Source organism: Mesorhizobium sp. M0340 (assembly GCF_040321535.1).
Lineage (GTDB): Bacteria > Pseudomonadota > Alphaproteobacteria > Rhizobiales > Rhizobiaceae > Mesorhizobium.
Map to the genome: position 1 here is coordinate 95,560 of NZ_JAMYRR010000004.1, position 19,887 is coordinate 115,446.

The 19,887-nt window shown below is 64.0% G+C and carries 19 protein-coding genes and 1 pseudogene; 9 read left to right on the forward strand and 11 right to left on the reverse strand.

The window, feature by feature from the left end; genetic code table 11:
- Positions 1 to 7 precede the first annotated feature (7 nt).
- Positions 8 to 988 carry a GlxA family transcriptional regulator gene (locus NKI79_RS07185; protein ID WP_352480228.1) on the reverse strand — a complete coding sequence of 327 codons (981 nt, stop codon included), beginning with the start codon at positions 986 to 988 and terminating at the stop codon, positions 8 to 10.
- A gap of 76 nt (positions 989 to 1,064) precedes the next feature.
- On the opposite strand from NKI79_RS07185, the gene bcoG reads away from it, so the two are divergent.
- The 7 genes from bcoG (at position 1,065) to NKI79_RS07220 (ending at position 8,817) form a co-directional block, all read left to right on the forward strand.
- Positions 1,065 to 1,976 carry a 3-dehydrocarnitine:acetyl-CoA trimethylamine transferase BcoG gene (gene bcoG, locus NKI79_RS07190; RefSeq protein ID WP_352480227.1) on the forward strand — a complete coding sequence of 304 codons (912 nt, stop codon included), beginning with the start codon at positions 1,065 to 1,067 and terminating at the stop codon, positions 1,974 to 1,976.
- A gap of 28 nt (positions 1,977 to 2,004) precedes the next feature.
- Positions 2,005 to 2,634 (forward strand): HD domain-containing protein, encoded by a 630-nt coding sequence (locus NKI79_RS07195; protein ID WP_352480226.1) that lies wholly within the window; start codon positions 2,005 to 2,007, stop codon positions 2,632 to 2,634.
- Positions 2,631 to 3,704, forward strand: coding sequence for a 3-hydroxyacyl-CoA dehydrogenase NAD-binding domain-containing protein (locus tag NKI79_RS07200; protein ID WP_352800713.1), 1,074 nt, complete (start codon positions 2,631 to 2,633; stop codon positions 3,702 to 3,704). Before NKI79_RS07195 ends, NKI79_RS07200 begins: the two co-directional genes overlap by 4 nt.
- 4 nt (positions 3,705 to 3,708) lie before the next feature.
- On the forward strand, positions 3,709 to 4,872 hold the full coding sequence (locus NKI79_RS07205) for an acyl-CoA dehydrogenase family protein (protein ID WP_352800715.1): 1,164 nt from the start codon (positions 3,709 to 3,711) through the stop codon (positions 4,870 to 4,872).
- Between the two features lie 64 nt (positions 4,873 to 4,936).
- Entirely contained in the window at positions 4,937 to 7,015 is a 2,079-nt protein-coding gene (locus NKI79_RS07210; protein WP_352800717.1) for an acetate--CoA ligase family protein, read from the forward strand.
- A complete protein-coding gene (locus NKI79_RS07215; RefSeq protein ID WP_352800719.1) occupies positions 7,008 to 7,790 on the forward strand; it encodes a carnitinyl-CoA dehydratase in 783 nt (260 codons plus the stop codon). The genes NKI79_RS07210 and NKI79_RS07215 overlap by 8 nt, the downstream gene beginning before the upstream one ends.
- Positions 7,791 to 7,875: 85 nt before the next feature.
- On the forward strand, positions 7,876 to 8,817 hold the full coding sequence (locus tag NKI79_RS07220; RefSeq protein ID WP_352800721.1) for an alpha/beta hydrolase: 942 nt from the start codon (positions 7,876 to 7,878) through the stop codon (positions 8,815 to 8,817).
- Positions 8,818 to 8,863: 46 nt separating this feature from the next.
- Here the strand turns inward: NKI79_RS07220 and NKI79_RS07225 are convergent, their stop codons facing one another.
- The 3 genes from NKI79_RS07225 to NKI79_RS07235 all read right to left on the reverse strand — a co-directional run bounded on the left by NKI79_RS07225 (position 8,864) and on the right by NKI79_RS07235 (position 10,735).
- Positions 8,864 to 9,136 carry a hypothetical protein gene (locus NKI79_RS07225; protein WP_502895602.1) on the reverse strand — a complete coding sequence of 91 codons (273 nt, stop codon included), beginning with the start codon at positions 9,134 to 9,136 and terminating at the stop codon, positions 8,864 to 8,866.
- A gap of 89 nt (positions 9,137 to 9,225) precedes the next feature.
- Complete coding sequence (locus NKI79_RS07230; protein ID WP_352480219.1) at positions 9,226 to 10,011, reverse strand: DUF899 domain-containing protein; 786 nt, start codon at positions 10,009 to 10,011, stop codon at positions 9,226 to 9,228.
- 175 nt (positions 10,012 to 10,186) lie between these two features.
- Complete coding sequence (locus NKI79_RS07235; RefSeq protein ID WP_254815970.1) at positions 10,187 to 10,735, reverse strand: autotransporter; 549 nt, start codon at positions 10,733 to 10,735, stop codon at positions 10,187 to 10,189.
- 99 nt (positions 10,736 to 10,834) lie between these two features.
- Between NKI79_RS07235 and NKI79_RS07240 the strand changes: the two genes are divergently transcribed.
- Entirely contained in the window at positions 10,835 to 11,581 is a 747-nt protein-coding gene (locus NKI79_RS07240; RefSeq protein WP_352800725.1) for a GntR family transcriptional regulator, read from the forward strand.
- Between the two features lie 135 nt (positions 11,582 to 11,716).
- Here NKI79_RS07240 and NKI79_RS07245 read toward each other — a convergent pair.
- From NKI79_RS07245 to NKI79_RS07265, 5 genes and pseudogenes are all read right to left on the reverse strand, one after another.
- Positions 11,717 to 11,907: pseudogene (locus tag NKI79_RS07245) on the reverse strand (FAD-binding protein); the annotation flags it as partial.
- A gap of 54 nt (positions 11,908 to 11,961) precedes the next feature.
- On the reverse strand, positions 11,962 to 12,948 hold the full coding sequence (locus NKI79_RS07250; RefSeq protein ID WP_352490432.1) for a Gfo/Idh/MocA family protein: 987 nt from the start codon (positions 12,946 to 12,948) through the stop codon (positions 11,962 to 11,964).
- Positions 12,949 to 13,086: 138 nt separating this feature from the next.
- Positions 13,087 to 13,662: a YceI family protein gene (locus NKI79_RS07255; protein WP_352800727.1), complete on the reverse strand. Its 576-nt coding sequence runs from the start codon at positions 13,660 to 13,662 to the stop codon at positions 13,087 to 13,089.
- A gap of 68 nt (positions 13,663 to 13,730) precedes the next feature.
- Positions 13,731 to 14,309, reverse strand: a complete 579-nt coding sequence (locus NKI79_RS07260) for a cytochrome b (protein ID WP_352736799.1) — start codon at positions 14,307 to 14,309, stop codon at positions 13,731 to 13,733.
- A 149-nt stretch (positions 14,310 to 14,458) separates the two neighbouring features.
- Complete coding sequence (locus NKI79_RS07265; RefSeq protein WP_352751829.1) at positions 14,459 to 15,349, reverse strand: LysR family transcriptional regulator; 891 nt, start codon at positions 15,347 to 15,349, stop codon at positions 14,459 to 14,461.
- 105 nt (positions 15,350 to 15,454) lie between these two features.
- Between NKI79_RS07265 and NKI79_RS07270 the strand changes: the two genes are divergently transcribed.
- The gene (locus NKI79_RS07270) at positions 15,455 to 16,450 is read left to right on the forward strand and encodes an aldo/keto reductase (RefSeq protein ID WP_352800730.1); all 996 of its coding nucleotides are present in this window, start codon (positions 15,455 to 15,457) and stop codon (positions 16,448 to 16,450) included.
- Between the two features lie 253 nt (positions 16,451 to 16,703).
- Here NKI79_RS07270 and NKI79_RS07275 read toward each other — a convergent pair whose 3' ends face one another.
- Positions 16,704 to 17,306: a nucleotidyltransferase family protein gene (locus NKI79_RS07275; protein ID WP_352800732.1), complete on the reverse strand. Its 603-nt coding sequence runs from the start codon at positions 17,304 to 17,306 to the stop codon at positions 16,704 to 16,706.
- 39 nt (positions 17,307 to 17,345) lie between these two features.
- Entirely contained in the window at positions 17,346 to 19,754 is a 2,409-nt protein-coding gene (gene pheT, locus NKI79_RS07280) for a phenylalanine--tRNA ligase subunit beta (RefSeq protein WP_352800734.1), read from the reverse strand.
- Positions 19,755 to 19,887 lie beyond the last annotated feature (133 nt).

Here is a 19,887-nt window from a genome sequence, read left to right on the forward strand (position 1 = left end):
ACATGCATTATCCCCGACGCAGCCTGACCGGCGCTTCGCCGAACGCTCTTGAAAACGCTCTGGAAAATGCCGCGGCGGACGAAAACCCCGTTCGCCCGGCAATATCGGCCATGGCCACGCGCGTGTCGACCACCAGCCGGCGCGCGGCGCCGAGGCGCAGCCTGAGATAATAGGCGCCGGGCGTTTCGCCGATCGACTTGCGAAAGATACTTTCCAGCGTTCGTGCCGTCACCCCGGCGCGCTTGGCCACCGCGGCTATGGTCAGCGGCTGGTCGATATGCGCTTCCATCAGCCGGATGGCTTGCGCCAACCTGGGATCGTAGCCGTCGAGACGGCCGAGCGAGACCAGCGGCTGCGCGTCGGTCGCGGCGCGCGCCTGGTCGTAGATGAAGACGCTCGCGACATCGAGCGCCACGGCCATGCCGAGCCGCGTGCGAATCAGATGCAGCATCAGGTCGAAGGTCGGCGAGGCGCCGCCGGAGGTGAACACCGGGCCGTCGATGACGTAGCGGTCGGGGCGCACGTCGACGCCGGGAAAGGCCGACGAGAAATCCTCCATGTCCTCCCAGTGGGTGGTGGCGCTGCGCCCTTCCAGCAAGCCCGCGCGCGCCACCAGCCACGTACCCGCCTCGACGCCGCCGCAGGCGCGTGCCGCGCGCGCCGCCCGGCGCAGTCCGGACAGCAGGGCCGATGTGGCATAGTTCTGCGTGCCGAATCCGGCGACGACGACCAGCATGTCGGCTGTGTCAGCCGCATCGAAGCGGCCGCTGACCGCCACCGGCAGGCCGCATGTGGTAACCGGCGCCTCGCCCGTCACCGAGACCAGCCTGAAATCGAACAGCGTCTCACCGGCAATGCGGTTTGCGGCGCGCAATGGATCGACGGCTGAGGCGACGCACATGATCGATGAGCCGGAGAATACCAGCAGCGTTACCTTGAGCGGCAAACGCTCGGCCTGAAAGATCGTCGGTTTTTCGCTTTTGGTCACACGATCTTCGTAAAACGTAAAACAGTTTCCGGCAAGTCAGGCATTCTTGCCCTGCGTCCTATTGGGAGAGAGTCCGATGCCGTTAGCGATGAACCGTGAGGTCTTCATTACCTGTGCCGTGACCGGGTCAGGCAGTTCGCAGGATCGCAGCCCGCATGTGCCGCGTTCGCCCAAGCAGATCGCCGATTCGGCCATCGAGGCGGCAAAGGCAGGTGCGGCGATCGTCCACTGCCATGTGCGCGATCCCGAAACCGGCAAGCCTAGGCGCGACGTACACCTTTATCGCGAAGTAACGGAGCGCATCCGCGCGGCGGACGTCGATGTGGTTTTGAACCTGACCGCCGGCATGGGCGGCGACATGGTGTTCGGCCCGCCGGAAAACCCGCTGCCGCTGAACGAAAAAGCCACCGACATGGGCGGTGCCAGCAACCGCATGGAGCACGTCCGCCAGTGCTTGCCGGAAATCTGCACGCTCGACTGCGGCACGATGAATTTCGCCGAGGCCGACTATGTCATGACCAATACGCCCGGCATGCTGCGTGCCATGGGCGGCATGATGACGGCGCTCGGCGTCAAGCCGGAAATCGAGGCTTTCGACACCGGGCATCTGTGGTTCGCCAAGCAATTGGTCGAGGAAGAAGTGCTGAAGCCGGATGCCTTGGTGCAATTATGCATGGGAGTGCCGTGGGGGGCGCCGGACGACCTCAACACCTTCATGGCGATGGTCAACAATGTGCCGGCGACCTGGAACTGGTCGGCTTTTGCCATCGGCCGCAACCAGATGGCCTACGTCGCTGCCGCGGTGCTCGCCGGCGGCAATGTCCGCGTCGGGCTGGAGGACAATCTCTGGCTCGACAAGGGCGTGCTGGCGACCAATGCGCAGCTGGTCGAGCGGGCGGTCAGCATCGTGTCGAATATGGGCGCCAGGGTCATCGGCCCGGACGAAGTCCGCAAGAAGCTCAACCTGACGAAGCGCGCACCGCTTTGAACAGGGAATCGGTTGGGAGGAGCCGCCGATGAAGACCGTGAAATTCACCGCCATGAAGGACGGCGACCGCGAGGATTATGCCTTCCTCACCGAGCACGAGATCGACCACGCGGCAAAGACCGGCGAACGGCTGCTCGACGCGCTCGTCCAGCTTGATGCGGGTCTCTCGGGCTACAAGATCACCCGGCTCGGCCATTCGCTGCAAGCGGCAACGCGAGCCTGGCGCGACGGCGCCGACACCGACTGGATTGCCTGCGCCTTGCTGCACGACATCGGCGACATCTACGCGCCCTATAATCACGACGAGTATGCGGCGTCGATCCTGAAACCCTTCGTTCGCGAGCAATGCACCTGGGTAGTGGAAAAGCACGGCGACTTCCAGCGCCTCTATTACGCCCATCACCTCGGCGGCAATCCGCACGCCCGCGACCGTTTCGCCGGGCACATCTACTTCGACGATTGCGATGAGTTTTGCGAACGCTGGGATCAGTCGAGCTTCGATCCCGACTACGACACATTGCCGATCGATTTCTTCCGGCCCTTCGTGCTCGAAGTGTTCGCGCGCAAGGCCTATGACGCGTCCGTGATCCGTGCCGGCGAACGCGTCGCCCTCACCGACCCCGCAACAGCCACCACAAGAACCGGAGCTTCCGCATGAGCATCATCAACAAGGCGGCCGCCATCGGCGGCGGCGTGATCGGCGCCGGCTGGGTCGCGCGGCTGCTGCTCAACGGCATCGACGTATCGATCTTCGATCCCGACCCCGAGGCATCACGCAAGGTCGGCGAGGTGATGAAGGGAGCGCGACGCGCCTACAAGCAGATGCTGCCCGGCGGCTTGCCGAAAGAGGGCAAGCTCACCTTCGCCAAGACGCTCGCCGAGGCGGTGGCCGATGCCGATTTAATCCAGGAAAGCGTGCCGGAGCGGCTCGACCTGAAGCACCGCGTGCTGGCCGAAATCGACCTTTATGCGCCGGCCAACGCAATTGTCGGCTCCTCCACTTCCGGCATCAAGCCGACCGACATGCAGGTGGCGATGAAGAAGCATCCGGAGCGGCTGGTCGTCGGCCATCCGTTCAACCCCGTCTATCTGCTGCCGCTGGTCGAGATCGTCGGCGGCGAACAGACCTTTCCCGAGGCGATCGAGGTCGCCAAGGAGATGTATGCCTCGATCGGCATGAAGCCGGTGGTAATCCGCAAGGAGATCGAAGCCTTCGTCGGCGACCGCCTGCTCGAAGCGGCATGGCGCGAGGCGCTGTGGCTGGTCAAGGACGGCATCTGCACGGTCGAGGAGCTCGACGACATCATGCGCTATGGCTTCGGCCTGCGCTGGGCGCAGATGGGCATGTTCCAGGTCTATCGCGTCGCCGGCGGCGAGGCCGGCATGCGCCACTTCATGGCGCAGTTCGGCCCGTGCCTGAAATGGCCGTGGACCAAGCTGATGGACGTGCCGGAGTTCAACGACGAGCTGGTCGAGCTGATCGCGACCCAGTCGGACGACCAGGCGCACGGTCTGTCGATCCGCGATCTCGAAAAGATCCGCGACGACAATCTGGTCGCCATCATGGAGGCACTGTCGAAGCAGAACAAAGGCAAAGGCTGGGGTGCCGGCGCCTTGCATAGGGACTACACCAGGCAGTTGGCCAAGCTTGCGGCGAAGAAGCCCAGCGCCTCCAGGGCGGCCGAAAAGGCCAAGGCTGAAAAGCCGAAGAAAAAGAAGAAAGGCTGAGACCATGGATTTTGGTCTTTCGGAGGAGCAGAAGCTCATCGTCGAGACGACGCGGGCCTTCGTCGAGAACGAGCTTTACCCGCATGAGCGCGAGGTTGAACGTACCGGCGTGCTGCGCCGCGAGCTGATCGAGGAGATCAAGGCCAAGGCGATCGAAGCCGGCCTCTATGCCGCCAACATGCCAACGGAAGTCGGCGGCGCCGGGCTCGATACGGTGACCTGGCTACTCTATGAAAAGGAGCTCGGCCGCGCCAACTACGCGCTGCATTGGACTTGCGTTGCGCGGCCTTCGAACATCCTTCTCGCCGGCACGCCGGTGCAGCGCGAGAAGTACCTGTTTCCGTGCATTCGCGGCGAAAAATGGGATTGCCTGGCAATGACAGAGCCGGGCGCCGGCTCCGATTTGCGCGGCATGAAGGCAACCGCCGTGCAAGACGGCGACGACTGGGTGCTGAACGGCACCAAGCATTTCATCAGCCACGCCGACCTCGCCGATTTCGCCATCGTCTTCATGGCCTCGGGGGAGGAAGAATCTTCGCGCGGAAAACGCAAGAAGATCACCGCCTTTTTCGTCGACAAGGGCACTAAGGGCTTTGCCGTGCGCGACGGCTACCGCAACGTGTCGCATCGCGGCTACACCAATGCCATTCTCGAATTCGACGATTGCCGGCTGCCGGCGAGCCAGGTACTCGGCGAGGTCCACAAGGGCTTCGAGGTCGCCAATTCATGGCTCGGCGCAACGCGCCTGCAGGTCGGCGCCACCTGCCTCGGCCGCGCCGAGCGGGCGCTTGGCCACGCCATCGAATACGCCGCGCAGCGCCAGCAATTCGGCCAGCCGATCGGCAAGTTCCAGGGCGTGTCGTTCAAGCTCGCCGACATGGCGACCGAGCTGAAGGCCGCCGACCTGATGGTGTTCGAAGCCGGCTGGAAGTACGATCAGGGCACCGTCACCGACCAGGACATGGCCATGGCCAAACTGAAGGCCACCGAAATGCTCGCCTTTGTCGCCGACGAGGCGATTCAGATCCATGGCGGCATGGGGCTGATGGACGACCTCCCACTGGAACGCATCTGGCGCGACGCCCGCGTCGAGCGCATCTGGGAAGGCACTTCGGAAATCCAGCGCCACATCATCTCGCGCGCGCTGCTGCGCCCGTTCGGGGGCTAGAGCGTGACCCCAAAAAGTGAAATCCGGTCTTTGGAAAAGATCATGCTCAGACGAAAAGATGACAATGCACAGGCTTGAACGTCTTTTGCGGCCGAAATCGATCGCCGTCTTCGGTGGTGCGCAGGCGGCGGCCGTCGTCGCGCAATCGATCAAAATGGGCTTTGCCGGCGAGATCTGGCCGGTGCATCCGAGCAAGGACGAGGTCGCCGGCCGCAGGGCTTATCGCTCGGTGGCGGAATTGCCCAGTGCGCCGGATGCCGCTTTCGTCGGCGTCAACCGGCATTTGACCATCGAAGTGGTCAAGGCGCTGGCGGAGCGCGGCGCTGGCGGTGCGGTCTGCTTCGCCGCCGGCTTTCTCGAAACCGAGGCCTATGACGAAGACGGCGAGCGGCTGCAGGCCGAACTGGTCGCGGCGGCCGGCCAAATGCCGATCATCGGGCCGAACTGCTATGGGCTGATCAATTACGCCGACGGCGCGCTTTTGTGGCCCGACCAGCATGGCGGCATCAGGCTGCCGGAAGGCGGTCGCGGCGTTGCCATCATCACCCAGTCGTCGAACATCGCCATCAACATGACGATGCAGAAACGCGGCCTGCCGATCGCCTTCCTGATGACTGCCGGCAACCAGGCGCAGACCGGGCTTTCCGAAATGGCGCTCGGCCTGATCGAGGACGACCGCGTCACCGCGCTCGGCCTGCATATCGAGGCCTTCGATTCGGTAGCCGGCTTCGAAAGGCTGGCGGCACGGGCACGCGAGCTGAAGAAGCCTGTTATCGCCATGAAGGTCGGCCGCTCCGAGCAGGCGCGGCAGGCGACCGTCTCGCATACCGCGTCGCTGGCCGGCTCGGACGCGGCGTCCGGCGCTTTCCTGAGGCGGCTCGGCATCGCCCGGATCGATTCAATTCCCGCCTTCATCGAGGCGCTCAAGCTACTGCACGTCACCGGCCCCCTGCCCGGCTACCGGCTGTCATCGATGAGCTGCTCGGGCGGCGAGGCGTCGGTCATGGCCGACAGCGCCGAAGGCCGCTGGGTGACGTTTCCGCCACTCACCCCCGAGCACCGCGCGCGGGTCAAATCGACGCTCGGGCCGCTGGTCGCGGTGGCCAACCCGCTCGACTACCACACCTTCATCTGGAACAACGAGCCGGCGATGACCGCCACCTTCACCGCCATGGTGTCTGGCGGCTTCGACCTCAATATGCTGGTGCTCGACTTTCCGCGTCCCGACCGCTGCTCGGACACGGACTGGTGGGCGACGCTGCGCGCCTTCGAATCGGCGCTGAAGACCAACAGCGCGCAGGGCGCGATCGTCTCCTCGCTGCCGGAAAACCTGCCCGAGGAATACACTGCCGGCCTGATGGCGCGGGGCATGGTGCCGCTGTTCGGCATTTCCGAGGCCATCGACGCCGCCCAGGCGGCAGCCTTCATCGGCTGGGCGTGGCGCGAGCCGCAGGCGCAGCCGATCGACACTTCGGCGTCCGGCGCGCCGGCCGGCGACCATGTCACGCCGGACGAGGCCGAGGCGAAGGCGCGGCTCATCGAGGCCGGGCTCCCCGTGCCGAAGGGCGAGCGCGCCGGCAACGCGGTCGAAGCTGTGATCTCCTCGATGGCGCTCGGCTTCCCGGTGGCGCTGAAGGCTCTTGGCGTCATCCACAAGTCCGAGCTCGACGCGGTCCGGCTCAACCTCAGGGATGCCGAATCGGTCAGCACCGCCGCCCATGATCTCGGGCCGCTCGGCACCGGCCTTTATGTCGAGCGCATGGTGCGCGACGGCGTCGCCGAGCTGCTGGTCGGCTTCACCCGCGACCCGATGTTCGGCGCGGTAATGACGCTAGGCACCGGCGGCGTGCTGGTCGAGCTGTTGCGCGACAGCGTCACACTGATGCTGCCGGCGACCCGTGACGACATCGAGGCCGCTTTGCGCGGGTTGAAGCTGTTCCCGCTGCTCGACGGTTATCGCGGTCGGCCGAAGGCCGATGTCGCAGCTGCAATCGATGCGATATCGGGCATTGCCGCTTTCGTGCAGCAAAATGCCGGAGAGATCGAGGAGCTCGACATCAATCCTCTGATCGTCTGCACCGAGGGCAAGGGCGCCTGGATCGCCGACGCGCTGCTGGTGCTGGGAGAGAACAAAAATGTCTGACGTCATCACCACCCGCCGCGAGGGCACGATCCTCGAAGTCATGCTCGACCGGCCCAAAGCCAATGCCATCGACCTGAAGACGTCGCGGCTGATGGGCGAGACGTTCAAGGGGTTTCGCGACAATCCCGACCTGCGCGTCGCCATCGTCAAGACCGCCGGCGACAAGTTTTTCAGCGCCGGCTGGGACCTGAAGGCAGCGGCTGGCGGCGATGCCGTCGACGGCGACTATGGCGTCGGCGGCTTCGGCGGGCTGCAGGAATTGCGCGACCTCAACAAGCCGGTGATCGCCTGCGTCAACGGCATGGCGGTCGGCGGCGGCTTCGAGCTGGCGCTGTCCTGCGACCTCATCTACGCGTCGGACCACTCCTCTTTCGCGCTGCCCGAAATCCGCGCCGGCACGCTGGCCGATGCGGCAACGATCAAGCTGCCGAAGCGCATGCCTTATCACGTCGCCATGGACCTTTTGCTCACCGGCCGCTGGATGGATGTCGCCGAGGCGCACCGCTGGGGCCTGGTCAACGAGGTGCTGCCCAAGGAAAGACTGGAGGACCGCGTCTGGGAGATCGCTCGGCTGCTCGCCAGCGGGCCGCCGCTGGTCTTCGCCGCGATCAAGGAAACGGCCCGGGTCGCAGAATCGCTGACCTTCCAGGATGCCATGAACCGGGTGACGCGCCGGCAACTGCCGACGGTTGACGCGCTCTACGGCTCGGAGGACAATCTCGAGGGCTTTCGTGCCTTTGCCGAAAAGCGCGATCCGGTGTGGAAGGGCAGATAGTGAGTGTCCCTGGAACGACGGCGTTCCGTCCCGCCCCCCTCCGGCCTGCCGGCCAGGCGGATTCGTTACGATCCGTTCCGTTCCCATGACCAACTACAAGAAACTCATCGACGCCGAGACCTGGGCCTTCATCGAGCGGACCAATTCGTATTATCCGCCGGATACGATCGACTACACGATCGCCGAGCAGCGCGCGATCTATGACCGGATGTGCCGCGAATTCTCTGCCGGCTATCCGGATGGCGTGACGGCTGAAACCACCGTCATTGCCACGCAAGCGCACGACGTCCCGATCCGCATTTATCGCAGCGCGGCGCCGAACGCCTCTGCGATGGTGCTCTATGTCCATGGCGGCGGCTACATCCTCGGCGGCCTCGACAGCCACGACGATGTCTGCGCCGAGCTTTGCGCCCGCACCGGCTATGAGGTGGTCTCGGTCGACTACCGGCTGGCGCCGGAACATCTGCACCCGGCCGCCTTCGACGATGTGATGGGCGTCTTCGAATGGGCCACCGCCACTTACGAATGCCCCGTCCTGCTCTGCGGCGACAGCGCCGGCGGCAATCTCGCCTGTGCCGTCAGTCATGCGACGCGTGGCCACGTGACAAAGCCGGTCGGCCAGGTGCTGATCTATCCTGGCCTTGGCGGCGACCGTTCACGCGGTTCCTATGTCACACATGCCGAAGCGCCGATGCTGACGATGCGCGATCTGGAGTTCTATAAAAACATCCGGACGGGCGGAGTGGACGCCACAGGCGACATCACTTTGTCTCCGCTTGCGGACGCCGATTTCGTCTATCTGCCGCCTACCGTCGTGATCACCGCCGAATGCGACCCGCTGTCGTCAGACGGTGAAGCCTATCGCGACCGCGTCGTTGCCGCAGGCGGACGCGCCTGGTGGTTCGAGGAGCCGGGGCTGGTGCACGGCTATCTCAGAGCCAGGCACACGGCCGGCCGCGCCCGCTCGAGCTTTACCAGGATTGTCGATGCCGTGACGGTGCTTGGGAAGGGCGAATGGATCTGGTGAGGGCTGTCCTCCTCGCCGCGAAGGGCGTTTATCGGCCGCCATAGCTCTACTTGCGGCGGCGTCGGCGGCCGGAGACCCGCCTCAACCAAGGTCCCAAATGAAAGGCGCTCATCAGCAGGTACATCGGGACCATGCCGCCCAGCGGCGACGCATCTTGCCCGGTCGAGCACATCATATCCGGCGCTCCGCCGAGAAACGTCAGCAGCGCCATGGTTGCGAAGGTCGGCGCGGCCGCAAAGGACAGCCAATCGGCTGCGCCAAGGCCGGCCGGGCTCGCATCGCCGGTGGATCCGCCCGCATGAATCTCGCTCATGGCCATAGTCCTGCATAGCGAGCGGGATGCGGTCGAATGAACGTGCATCCCGCTCCTCCAATTGTCCTAGCCGCATTTCCGCGACGCCAAACGTTCTATTCGGTGCGGTTCCGGAACGCGGCCTCTCCGGCGTCCGACACCTCGACCCACTTTTTGTCGGGAACGGTTTCGGCGCCGTAATTGTCGTGCCAGTTCCACCACTTGTACGTCGGCGTCTGCGGATAGCCTTCGGGCGAATCCTCCCAAACCTCCTGGCGGCCGAGCGGCGACAGGTCGAGATAGCTCCATACGGTCCCCATCGCCTCGTCGCCGCGGTTGTTGATGAAGTAGGTACGGAACACGCGATCACCATCGCGGATGAACACGTTGTGGCCGTGCCATTCGTCAACGCCGAAATCGGCATCGAAGCTGTCGGTGATGGTGTACCAGGGCATCTTCCAGTCCATCCGCGCCTTCAGCCGCGCAATGTCGGCCTGCGGTGCGCGCGAGGCGTAGGCAAGCGTGGTGTCGCGGGCGTTCAGATGGGCAAGATTGCCGACCTGGTCTGCCCCCAGCGAGCAGCCGCGGCAAGCGTGATCGGGCCAGCCGAATACGCCGGGCTCGAAGAAAGCGCGGTAGACGATCAGCTGACGGCGGCCCTCGAACAGGTCGAGCAGGCTCACCTTTCCGTTGGGGCCCTCGAAAGTATAGGCCTTCTCCACCGCCATCCACGGCATCCGCCGACGCTCGGCGGCCAAGGCGTCGCGAGCCCGGGTCACGGTTTTCTCCTTCACGAGCAACTGCTGGCGCGCGGCCTCCCACGCATCAGGCGAAACGACGGGTGGTGTCTTCATCGCGAGCCGCGTCGTCTGCTCGCCTGTGCCATTCTGATGTGCCGTCATTGTGCATCTCCCTTGCTGGTCTGTTGTCGCACCATTCCCGGCGCGACGTGTTGCTGATTGGTCGTGAGCCAGGATAGGGGCGATAGCGGATTGGCGAGAGTGACAAGTGTGACGCGATTCCGACGGGTCCGCTGATCCCGGCCAAATTCGCCGCCCGCGACGCCTCTGCTCATTCCTACCCGGACTGCTGGATGGGCCGTGCGCCGGCCAGGTAGCGATCATTGTCAAACGGTTCGGCCTGGTTGCTTTCCGGGCTCCACAGCTGCCGGTGGGTTCGTGTGAGATCGCCGAGATAGACATGCAGCGCACCGGATCGCGCGCTGCCCGTATTCGCAACCGCATGCACGGTATTTGACGCCATGTGCACGACGGCAGGCGCTGCGATGTCCTGCCTTTCGGGAACATCGAGTTCGCTGCCGGCAACGGGATAGATGAAGTTCGTCTCGCTGCCCTTGTAGATGCCGATCAAGGCATCCATCAGGTGGTTGTGGGGCGGGTACTGCAGGCCGGGCGACAGCGTGATGTGATAGATCGTCAGGTTCGGGCTGGCATGCAAAAGAACCTCGTCGTCGTCTTCTTCGTGGGCGAGTGTTCCCGATGCGTGAAAACGGTTGGTGTAGTCGCCCAGGACCGTCCTTACCGCTTCGAGGGGATCTGGCCCCTTCGCGGCATTGACGATATCATCGGCAACAGCGTAGAGAGGCGAGTTGGCGGGTAAAGGCATATCAGTTATCCTCCCTGAGATGCTCAGAGTTTCAACCTGAGGCGCTCACGCTAGCGAATGCCGATGCCAGCGTCAACCGGACAGCCAAACGGACAAAATATGAAAACGACGAAGTTGACCGCCGAACCGGCAAGGCCGGCCACGGTCGAGGCGACAGCACTGTCAGCCGCCGACGTCCTTCGCAGGGAACAGGCATATGAGCAGCTGAGGAACGACATCATTGCCTGCGTGCTGCGCCCCGGCGAAGCGCTGACCGAAAAACAGATCGGCGATCGATACCAGATCAAAAAGGCGACCATCCGCGCGGCGTTGGCCCGTCTGATGCAGGAAGGTCTGGTCAGGAGCGAGCCGCGCCGCGGCTACGTCGTTGCAACGCTCAGCCTGCGGGACGTCAACGAGATCTTCGATGTCCGCAGCTTGATCGAACCGGAAGTGTTCAGGGTGGCGGCATCGAACATTACCGAGCGCGGGCTGGAGGACATCGGGCTGGCAGCGAAAAAAGTGCTGAAGCCGGAGACGTTGCGTAGTCACGTTGCATTCCTGGCGGCTGATCGTGCGTTTCGTCTGGTCCTTGCGGAGCTCTCGGGAAATTTACGACTGGCGCATCTAGTGGACCAGATACTCGACCAGTCGGCGCGGGTTCTCCACCTTGGGTTCAAGTCCCGCGACTTCACCCAGTTGATCATCGCGCAGCAAAAGGAACTGGTTCTTGCCTGCGAGGCAGGCGACGTTTCCGGCATCGTCAAACTTGCCCGTTCGCAGTGCCTGTTTCTCAAGAAGCAGGTGCTCGAGGCTTTGCTTGCCGGTTCCAAGCTTCAGGACGTCAATTTGCAGCCCTTCGCCTAGAGCGGTTCTCCTGGAACCGGTAAGCGGCTCTAACTACCTGTTTTGCCGCATTTATGCGGGCGCCGAATGATTCCATTTGGCTGCAAAATGCTCCAAGGGAAGTTGGCCGTTCGGTGCGACCGCCACCTTGGCGCAACGGCGCCGGCGGGGCTTGTTCACCCCACCGAGGAAGATGCCGCCGAGCGACCAGAATGCCTGGCCGCCAAGCGACTGCTCCGGCTCCTGCTCGACAATGATGGCCTTCTTGCCGGCCGCAGTCAGTTCGGCCGCCGCGACAAGGCCGGCAGGACGGCGCCGACAATGATCACATCCGCATCGTCGGGCATCTATTTGGCCATGATCTCGTCCAAAAACCGGCCTGTTGCAGGATCACGGCCGGCCTAGACTGCCTCCCAGCCTTCCTTCTCGCCGGCGCGGAAGATGGCATCGATGACCTTCTGGTTGAGCACCGATTCTTCCAGGGTGAAGACACGATCCTTGCCGCCCTGTGCCGCCCGCGCGAAGGCCTCGACTTCCAGCCGGTACTGTTGCGTGCCGGGAAAGCGGAAGACCTGCGCCTCGCTGTGGTTCTGGTTGTGCAGTTCGACGCGGTGATGGTCGTAGAGTCCGGCGTTGAACGGTGAGAACACCTCGATGAAGCCCTTCTCGCCGTGGAAGACCATCACCTGGCGTGCCGCCATCTGTGTCGACAGGTAAAACGACAACTCGAAGTCGCCGAAATCGGCGCGGATCGAGGAATAGATGTCGGTGCCGAATGTCTTGTCGCGCTCGATCGTCGCCTGGACGCGCAGCGGCTCCTTGCCGGTCGAAAAGCGCGTCGATACCGTCGGATAGACGCCGATGTCGGGTAGCGCGCCGCCGCCGAGATCGAGCTTGTTGCGCATGTTGTTGGGGTCGACATTGTAGTAGGAGAACGCGCCCTGGACATGGCGCAGCCGGCCGATGGCGCCGTTGGCGATCAGCTCGCGCACCTTGATCCATTGCGGGTGGTAGACGACCATGAAGGCTTCGCAGACCAGCACCTTCCTGGCATCGCGCAGCTTGATCAGTGGCGGAATGTCCTTGGCGTCGAGCGCCAGTGGCTTTTCGACCAGAACATGCTTACCGGCCTCGATCGCCTTGGCTGTCCATTCGACATGCTGCGAGGTCGGCAGCGGAATGTAGACGCCGTCGATGTCGCTGGAGGCGAGCAGTTCCTCATAGGAGCCGAAAGCGTGGCGCGCGCCGAAGCGTTCGCCCAGCGCCCGAGCTTTCGACAGATCGCGGCTGGCGATCGCCGACAGCACGCCGTTCTCCGCCTCGACGATTGCCGGCAAAAGCTGCTCGCGGCCGATTTTGGCCGTCGACAAAACACCCCATCGGAACATCAGATTTCTCCTCTCGATTGCAGGCCTGGAGGTTTGCCTGAAATCGGCGGAAAAGCCAATGCGGGAGCGTAGTTCCTCGCCCCACCGGGGCGAGGAACCCAGGTCCTGCAGCGACGGTGAAATCGCAGGAAGAACCGCTCAACCCCTTCTACCCGTCAGCGTCATGTCGAATTCGACGACGTTGGAATAAATCGGCGTGCCGACATCCATGCCATAGCGCGACCGCAACACCTTGCCTGTGACGTGGAACTTTATCGTGCCCGCCTTGAGGCCGCCGAGCTCGGCCGTGAACTTTTCCTGAAAGGTCTTGCCGCGCGCCGTCAGCTGGCCGGTGACAAGGGCCGACGTGTCGCCGGTGCGTTTGACGCTGGTCGAACGGAACTGGATCTCCGGATTGTCGGTCGCGTCGAAAACCGCGTCCGAGCGGAGAAGGGCATCGATGCGGCTTTGGCCGGTACCGACGCTTTCGGGGAAGATGGTGAAATTGACCTGGGACCGGCCGACATCGCTGTTGTCGATAAGGATATTGCCCTTGAAGCGGGAGAAGGCACCGTCGAGCCCGCCGCCGCCGAGCTTGGCGATGGAGAAGTGGATGCTGGAACTCCCTGGGCTGATCGTGTAGCTGCCGGCCGCCTCGCCAAGGGCAACGGCGGCGAAAACAGGCATGGCAAAACAAGCGGCGGCTGCCGCAAATCCGAAGATGCGCGCGTACATGGAAATGGTCCTCTTGGCAGGCAACGCTTTCTAGCGTCCTCGCCCCATGAACGAATGAGCCGCCCGCTCTATTCCGTCTCGCGATGTGACGAAGCCGTGATCATGCGCGTCAGCACGGTATCCCTCAGCCAGAAATGATGACGCAGCGCAGCAGCGAGATGCAAAGCGACAAGTCCGATGCCGGCATAAGCGAGATACCAGTGCGTCGCTGCCCAGAAGCTTTCTGCCATGTCCGATTCACCAAGCGGCAGATTGGGCATGACGAACAGATTGAACGGCACGCTCGGGATCTCCAGCACCGAGACCGAGACCAGCGCCCAGCCGGACAGCGGCAGAGCGAGCTGAAAAGCATAAAGCGCAAGATGGACAAGCGGCGCCATGCGGCGCTCGAAAGGGCCGACTGAGCGCGGCAGCGGCGGGGCCGGTCTGCCAAGGCGCCAGGCGATGCGCAGGATGACCAGCCCAAGCAGCAGGAAACCGAAGGATTTATGCAGCTGAATCAGCTCGAAGGCGGTGCGCTGGCTGGACAGCCGCACCATGACGAAGCCGAGCACGAACTGGCCGATAAAGAGCGCCGCGATCAGCCAGTGAAGGATGATCGCTGTCCAGCCGTAGCCGGTCGGCTGGTGCTTGGGCAGTGCTGACATGGTCTGTGAACGAATGCCAGGTCGGCTTTCTTCCATCCCGGAAAGGCGGTTTCCACTTATGTTTGGAGACGACCAATTGCCGGTGCCAAGGGCCGTAAGACGAGCATTCACGCCGAAATAGATTGCCCTCCGCAGTTCCGACGGTGCCCCTATGTACTCACTTTGAAGAAATCGACAAAGGCCCTGAGCGCCGGCCGCATCTGGCGTCGGCTCGGATAATAGACGAAGAATCCATCGAAGGGCGGGCACCAGTCCTCCAGCACGCGAACGAGCTTGCCGGCGGCGAGCGGGTCGCGGACATAGTCCTCGAACACGAAGGCGAGCCCGGCGCCGTCAACCGCAGCATTGGCAATCAGATGGTCCTCGTCGAGGATCAATGGCCCTTGCACCGGGATTTCGATCTCCTCGCCGTTTTTCTCGAATTCCCAGCGATAGATGATGCCGCTGGAGAAGCGGAAGCGGATGCAGCGGTGAGCGGCGAGATCGCGCGGATGCTGCGGCCTGGGCCTGGTCTCGAAGTAAGATGGCGTGCCGACCACCGCGCCGCGAAGGTTCGGCCCGATGCGCACTGCGATCATGTCGCGCTGCAGGCTCTCGCCCAGCCGCACACCGGCATCGAAGCCGCCCTCGACCACATCGGTGAAGCGGTCATCGATGACGATCTCCAGCACGATGTCGGGATAGGCAGCCGCAAAGGCGCCGAGCCTTGGCGTCAGCGCCAGGTGGGCGGCGGTGCGCGGCACGGTCAGCCTGAGATTGCCCGCCGGCCGGTCGCGCGCCTCGATCGCCGATTCCAGCGCCAGGTCGATTTCCGACAGCGCCGGCCTGAGGCGCTCGAGCAGCTGCGCGCCCTCCTCGGTCGGAGCAACGCTGCGCGTGCTGCGCGCCAGAAGGCGCACGCCGAGGCGCGCTTCCAGGCTGGACACCGCGTGGCTGACCGCCGACGGCGCGATTGCCAGCTCCTTGGCGGCGCCGCGAAAACTGCCGCATTGGGCGACCGTTGCCAGCACGGCAAGCTGTGAAAGATGTGTTCGCTTCATTGATCTATTTTTGGGAACAGCCCGTGCAAATAAGAGGCGATTATCGAACGCTGCGCAAGACGGTATCTCTGTGGCATCACAACCATCACAACAAGGAGACACCTGATGCAAACCCGCAAGCTCGGCAATGAACTCGACGTCTACCCAGTCGGCCTCGGCTGCATGGGGATGAGCTTTGCCTATGGTGGCCAGCCGGAGGCGGAGGCGATTGCCACGCTGCGCCACGCCGTCGAGATCGGGGTCAATTTCTTCGACACCGCCGAGGTCTATGGCCCCTACGAGAACGAGATCCTGGTCGGCAAGGCGCTGAAGCCGGTGCGCGATCGTGTGACGATCGCGACCAAATTCGGCTTCAAGATCCTCGAAGAAGGCAGCGGCACCGAACGCATGGCCGGCGTCGACAGCCGCCCGGAGCATGTCAAGGCGGTGGCCGAAGCGTCGTTGAAGCGGCTGGATACCGAGATCATCGATCTCTACTACCAGCACCGCGTCGACCCCAGCGTGCCGATCGAGGATACGGTCGGCACCATGGCCGAGCTGGTACGCGAGGGCAAGGTGCGGGCGCTCGGCCTGTCGGAGGCGAGTGCGGCGACCATCCGCCGGGCGCATGCCGTGCATCCGATCGCCGCGGTGCAGAGCGAATATTCGTTGTGGAGCCGCGATCCGGAGGAGGAGGTGTTTGCCGTCTGCCGCGAGCTCGGCATCGGCTTTGTCCCCTATAGCCCGCTCGGCCGGGGCCTGCTCACCGCCACGATCGCCAGGCCCGATGTTCTCGGCGCCGACGACTGGCGCCGGGGGTTGCCGCGCTTCCAGGCCGACGCCATGGCGGCCAATGCGGCGGTCGTCGCCGTGCTGGAAAATATGGCCGCCGAGAAGGACGTGGCGCCGGCGCAGCTGGCGCTCGCCTGGGTGCTGCATCAGGGCGACTTCATCGTGCCGATCCCCGGCGCGCGAAAAATCCGCCATCTGGAGCAGAACACGGCGGCGGCTGATATCGTGCTGACCGCGGCCGAGGTAGCAGCCATCGGCGATGCGCTGTCGCCGGACAAGGTTGTCGGCAAGCGCTACACCGAGGAGCTGCTGGCCCTGGTCGACGGGTGAACTGCAATCGACAGCGCAATCGAAACGGGGCGTTTCGGCACCCCGTTTCGAATGCTGCAGCGGTGCAAAATAATTGCGAGAAATTGGCGCGACCTCCGTCCTACCGGACATCTCCGCCTCAAGGAGGAGATTGGACGTCACCTCGGCTTTCGCCAATCACCGGCGGCGCCGGAAGGGCGGGCAGGGCGCTGGAACTGCCAATCTCCCCTCTTGCGGGAGATGCCCGGCAGGGCAGGTGCCTCGCGCCGACATTCTACCAAGGCACGACAGTAATCTCCGGCCAGCACTCCTGTGCCCGCCTGCCCTTCATCTCATGGGTCCGCTGATTATCCAGCACCCTATTCGGCGTGATGCGGAACGAAAAGATGTCGTCGAGCCCGAACGGCGCCACCAGATCGAGGCGCCCCTCGGCATCGAAGCGGACGCCGACGGCATGCGTCTTCGACGCAAAATAGCTGACCAATTCGCTAGCGCTCATATAACGCGGGCATTCCTGCCCGAACTTGCTCGGATACCACAGATGCACCCGCGCCTGATTGCGCACCTCGACCGGCAGCTTAAGCCCTTCGAAATGCCCCGCTGCACAACGAATGACCAAATCCTCGGCCTCGTAGGACAGATCGCTCTCATCGAAATAGAACAGGTCGACATCTTTGATGCCGTACCCCGAGGGCTTTCCGGTCAGATGATTCCAGACGCTGTTGTAGAGCGCGCCGGAGACGACCAGCCAGTCGGGCAGGCCTAGCACCCGTACCCGCGACAGCGTCTCACTGACCAGCGGATCGGCTGAGACGATATCGAGAAAGACTGCACGCTGTTCCTCGAAGGGCAGCCCTGAATAGCGCAAATGGTCCATCGCCCTTTGGACGGCGATTCGCCAGGCGCTCGCAACCCCTCAGCCGCGCAGCACGCCGCCGGTCTGCTTGTGCACATTCTCGACGATGCGCTTGGCCAGCGCCTCGAAATCCTCATCGGTCAGCGTCTTTTCGACCGGCTGGATCGACACCTCGATGGCAATCGATTTCTTCGCCGCGCCGAGGGCTGCACCCTCGAAAACATCGAACACCGAGACGCCGGAAATCAGCTTCCTGTCGGCGGCTAGGGCGGCGCGAACGAGTGTGCCGGCTTCGACCGCCTTGTCGACGACGAAGGCGAAGTCGCGCTTGACCGCCTGGAAGGCGGACAGATCGAGCCTTGGCTTTGTCCGCGTCGGCTTGGCCTTAGGCTCGGGCACCGCATCAATGAATACTTCGAAGCCGCAGAGCGGGCCGGAGACGTCAAGCCCTTCCAGCGTCTTCGGGTGGAATTCGCCGAATGTGCCGAGCACGACCTTCGGCCCGAGCTTGATCGTGCCGGAGCGGCCGGGATGATACCAGGCCGGGCCGCCGGCCTCGATCTGCAGCCGCTCGACCGGCGCGCCGCAGGCTTCGAGTGCTGCGATCGCATCGGCCTTGGCATCGAAGACGCCGACGGCGCCGGCGTTGCCGGCCCAATGGCGGCCGGAGCCCTCGAGCTTGGCCGTGCCGCGCCGCACACCGGCGGCAATGCGCCGCTGCTGGTCGGCGCCGTCGCCCTCATAAGTGCCAGACACTTCGAACAGCGCGACATCGCCGATGCCCTTGTCGGCATTGCGCTGCGCTGCCGCGATCAGCCCCGGGAGCAGCGACGGCCGCATATCCGACATATCGGCGGCGATGGGGTTGGCAAGCTTTAGCGCCTGCTGGCCGCCGCCGAACAATTCGGCGTGTTTTGCCGGAATGAACGACCAGGTGACGGCCTCCATCATGCCGCGCACGGCAAGCGCCCGCTTGGCGGCGCGGGTGCGGATCTGCAGCACAGTCAGGATCTTGGCGTTGACCGCATCGTGCGAACCGAGCGGCTGCGGCGCGATATTGTCGACGCCGTGGATGCGCATGACCTCCTCGACCAGGTCGGCCTTGCCGTCGACATCCGGCCGCCAGGACGGGACCGCTACATTGACGACATCGCCCGTGCGCTCCGGCTTGAAGCCGAGGCGGGCAAGAATGTCGAGGCTCGTCGAGCGCGGCACTTCGATGCCGGTCAGCCGCTTCACTTCCGACAAAGGGAACGAGACGATCTTCGGCCGATGGCCGGCATAGCCGACGACCTCGGTTTGCGCCGGCGTGCCGCCGCAGAAATCGAGCACCAGCTTCGTTGCCAACTCCACGCCGGGAACCATCATTTCCGGGTCGACGCCACGCTCGAAGCGGTAGCGTGCATCGCTGATGATGCCGAGCGTGCGGCCGGTGCGGGCGGTGGCGATCGGGTCCCAAAGCGCCGACTCGATCAGCACATCGGTGGTGTTCTCGTCACACCCGGAATGCTCGCCGCCCATGATGCCGGCGATCGATTCGATGCCGTCCTGGTCTGCGATCACGCACATCTCAGGCGTCAGCGTGTATTCGCGGCCGTCGAGCGCCAGCACCTTTTCGCCGTCACGCGCCCGGCGCACGGTGAGATTGCCGGTGACCTTCCCAGCGTCAAAAACATGCAGCGGCCGACCGCGGTCGAAGGTGACATAATTGGTGATATCGACGAGCGCGCTGATCGGCCTCAAGCCGATGGCGAGAAGCCTTTGCTGCAGCCATTTCGGCGACGGTCCGTTCTTGACGCCGCGCACCAGGCGCAGGGCAAAGCCGGGACAGAGCTCCGGCGCTTCGATCGTCACCTTTATCGGCGTCGCGCCTTTGCCGGGGATCGGCTCTATCGGCGCGCTCTTCAGCGTGCCAAGCCCACTCGCCGCCAAATCCCGGGCGATGCCATGGACACTGGTGGCGTCCGGCCGGTTCGGCGTCAGATTGATCTCGATCAGCGGATCGTCGAGATGGGCATAGGCGGCGAAACTGGTGCCGACCGGCGCATCGGCCGGCAGGTCGATGATGCCGTCATGCTCTTCGGATAATTCGAGCTCACGTTCGGAGCACATCATGCCGTGGCTTTCAACGCCACGGATCTTGCTGACGGTCAGCGTCACGTCGATGCCGGGGATATAGGTGCCCGGTGCCGCAAAGGCGCCGATCAGGCCGGCGCGGGCGTTCGGCGCTCCACACACGACCTGCACCGGCGGCTTGCCGTCGCCTGTGTCGACGGTCAGCACGCGAAGCCGGTCGGCATCTGGGTGCTGCACCGCCGTCACCACCTTGGCGATGACGAAGGGGGCTAGGCTCGCCCGGTCGTCGACATGCTCGACCTCAAGGCCGATAGAGGTGAGACGCTCGACGATTTCCGCCAGCGAGGCGTCGGTCTCGAGATGATCCTTGAGCCAGGAGAGGGTGAGTTTCATGACTGTGTTCCGTCTGGTCTTTGCCGGCTGACTGGTCTTTCCAGGCTGACTGGTCTGGGCACATCGCACTTGAAGCTATGCGGCGGCGCGTCGGACATGTGCAGGAAGGCCAGCTGTCCGCGGATTTGCTGCA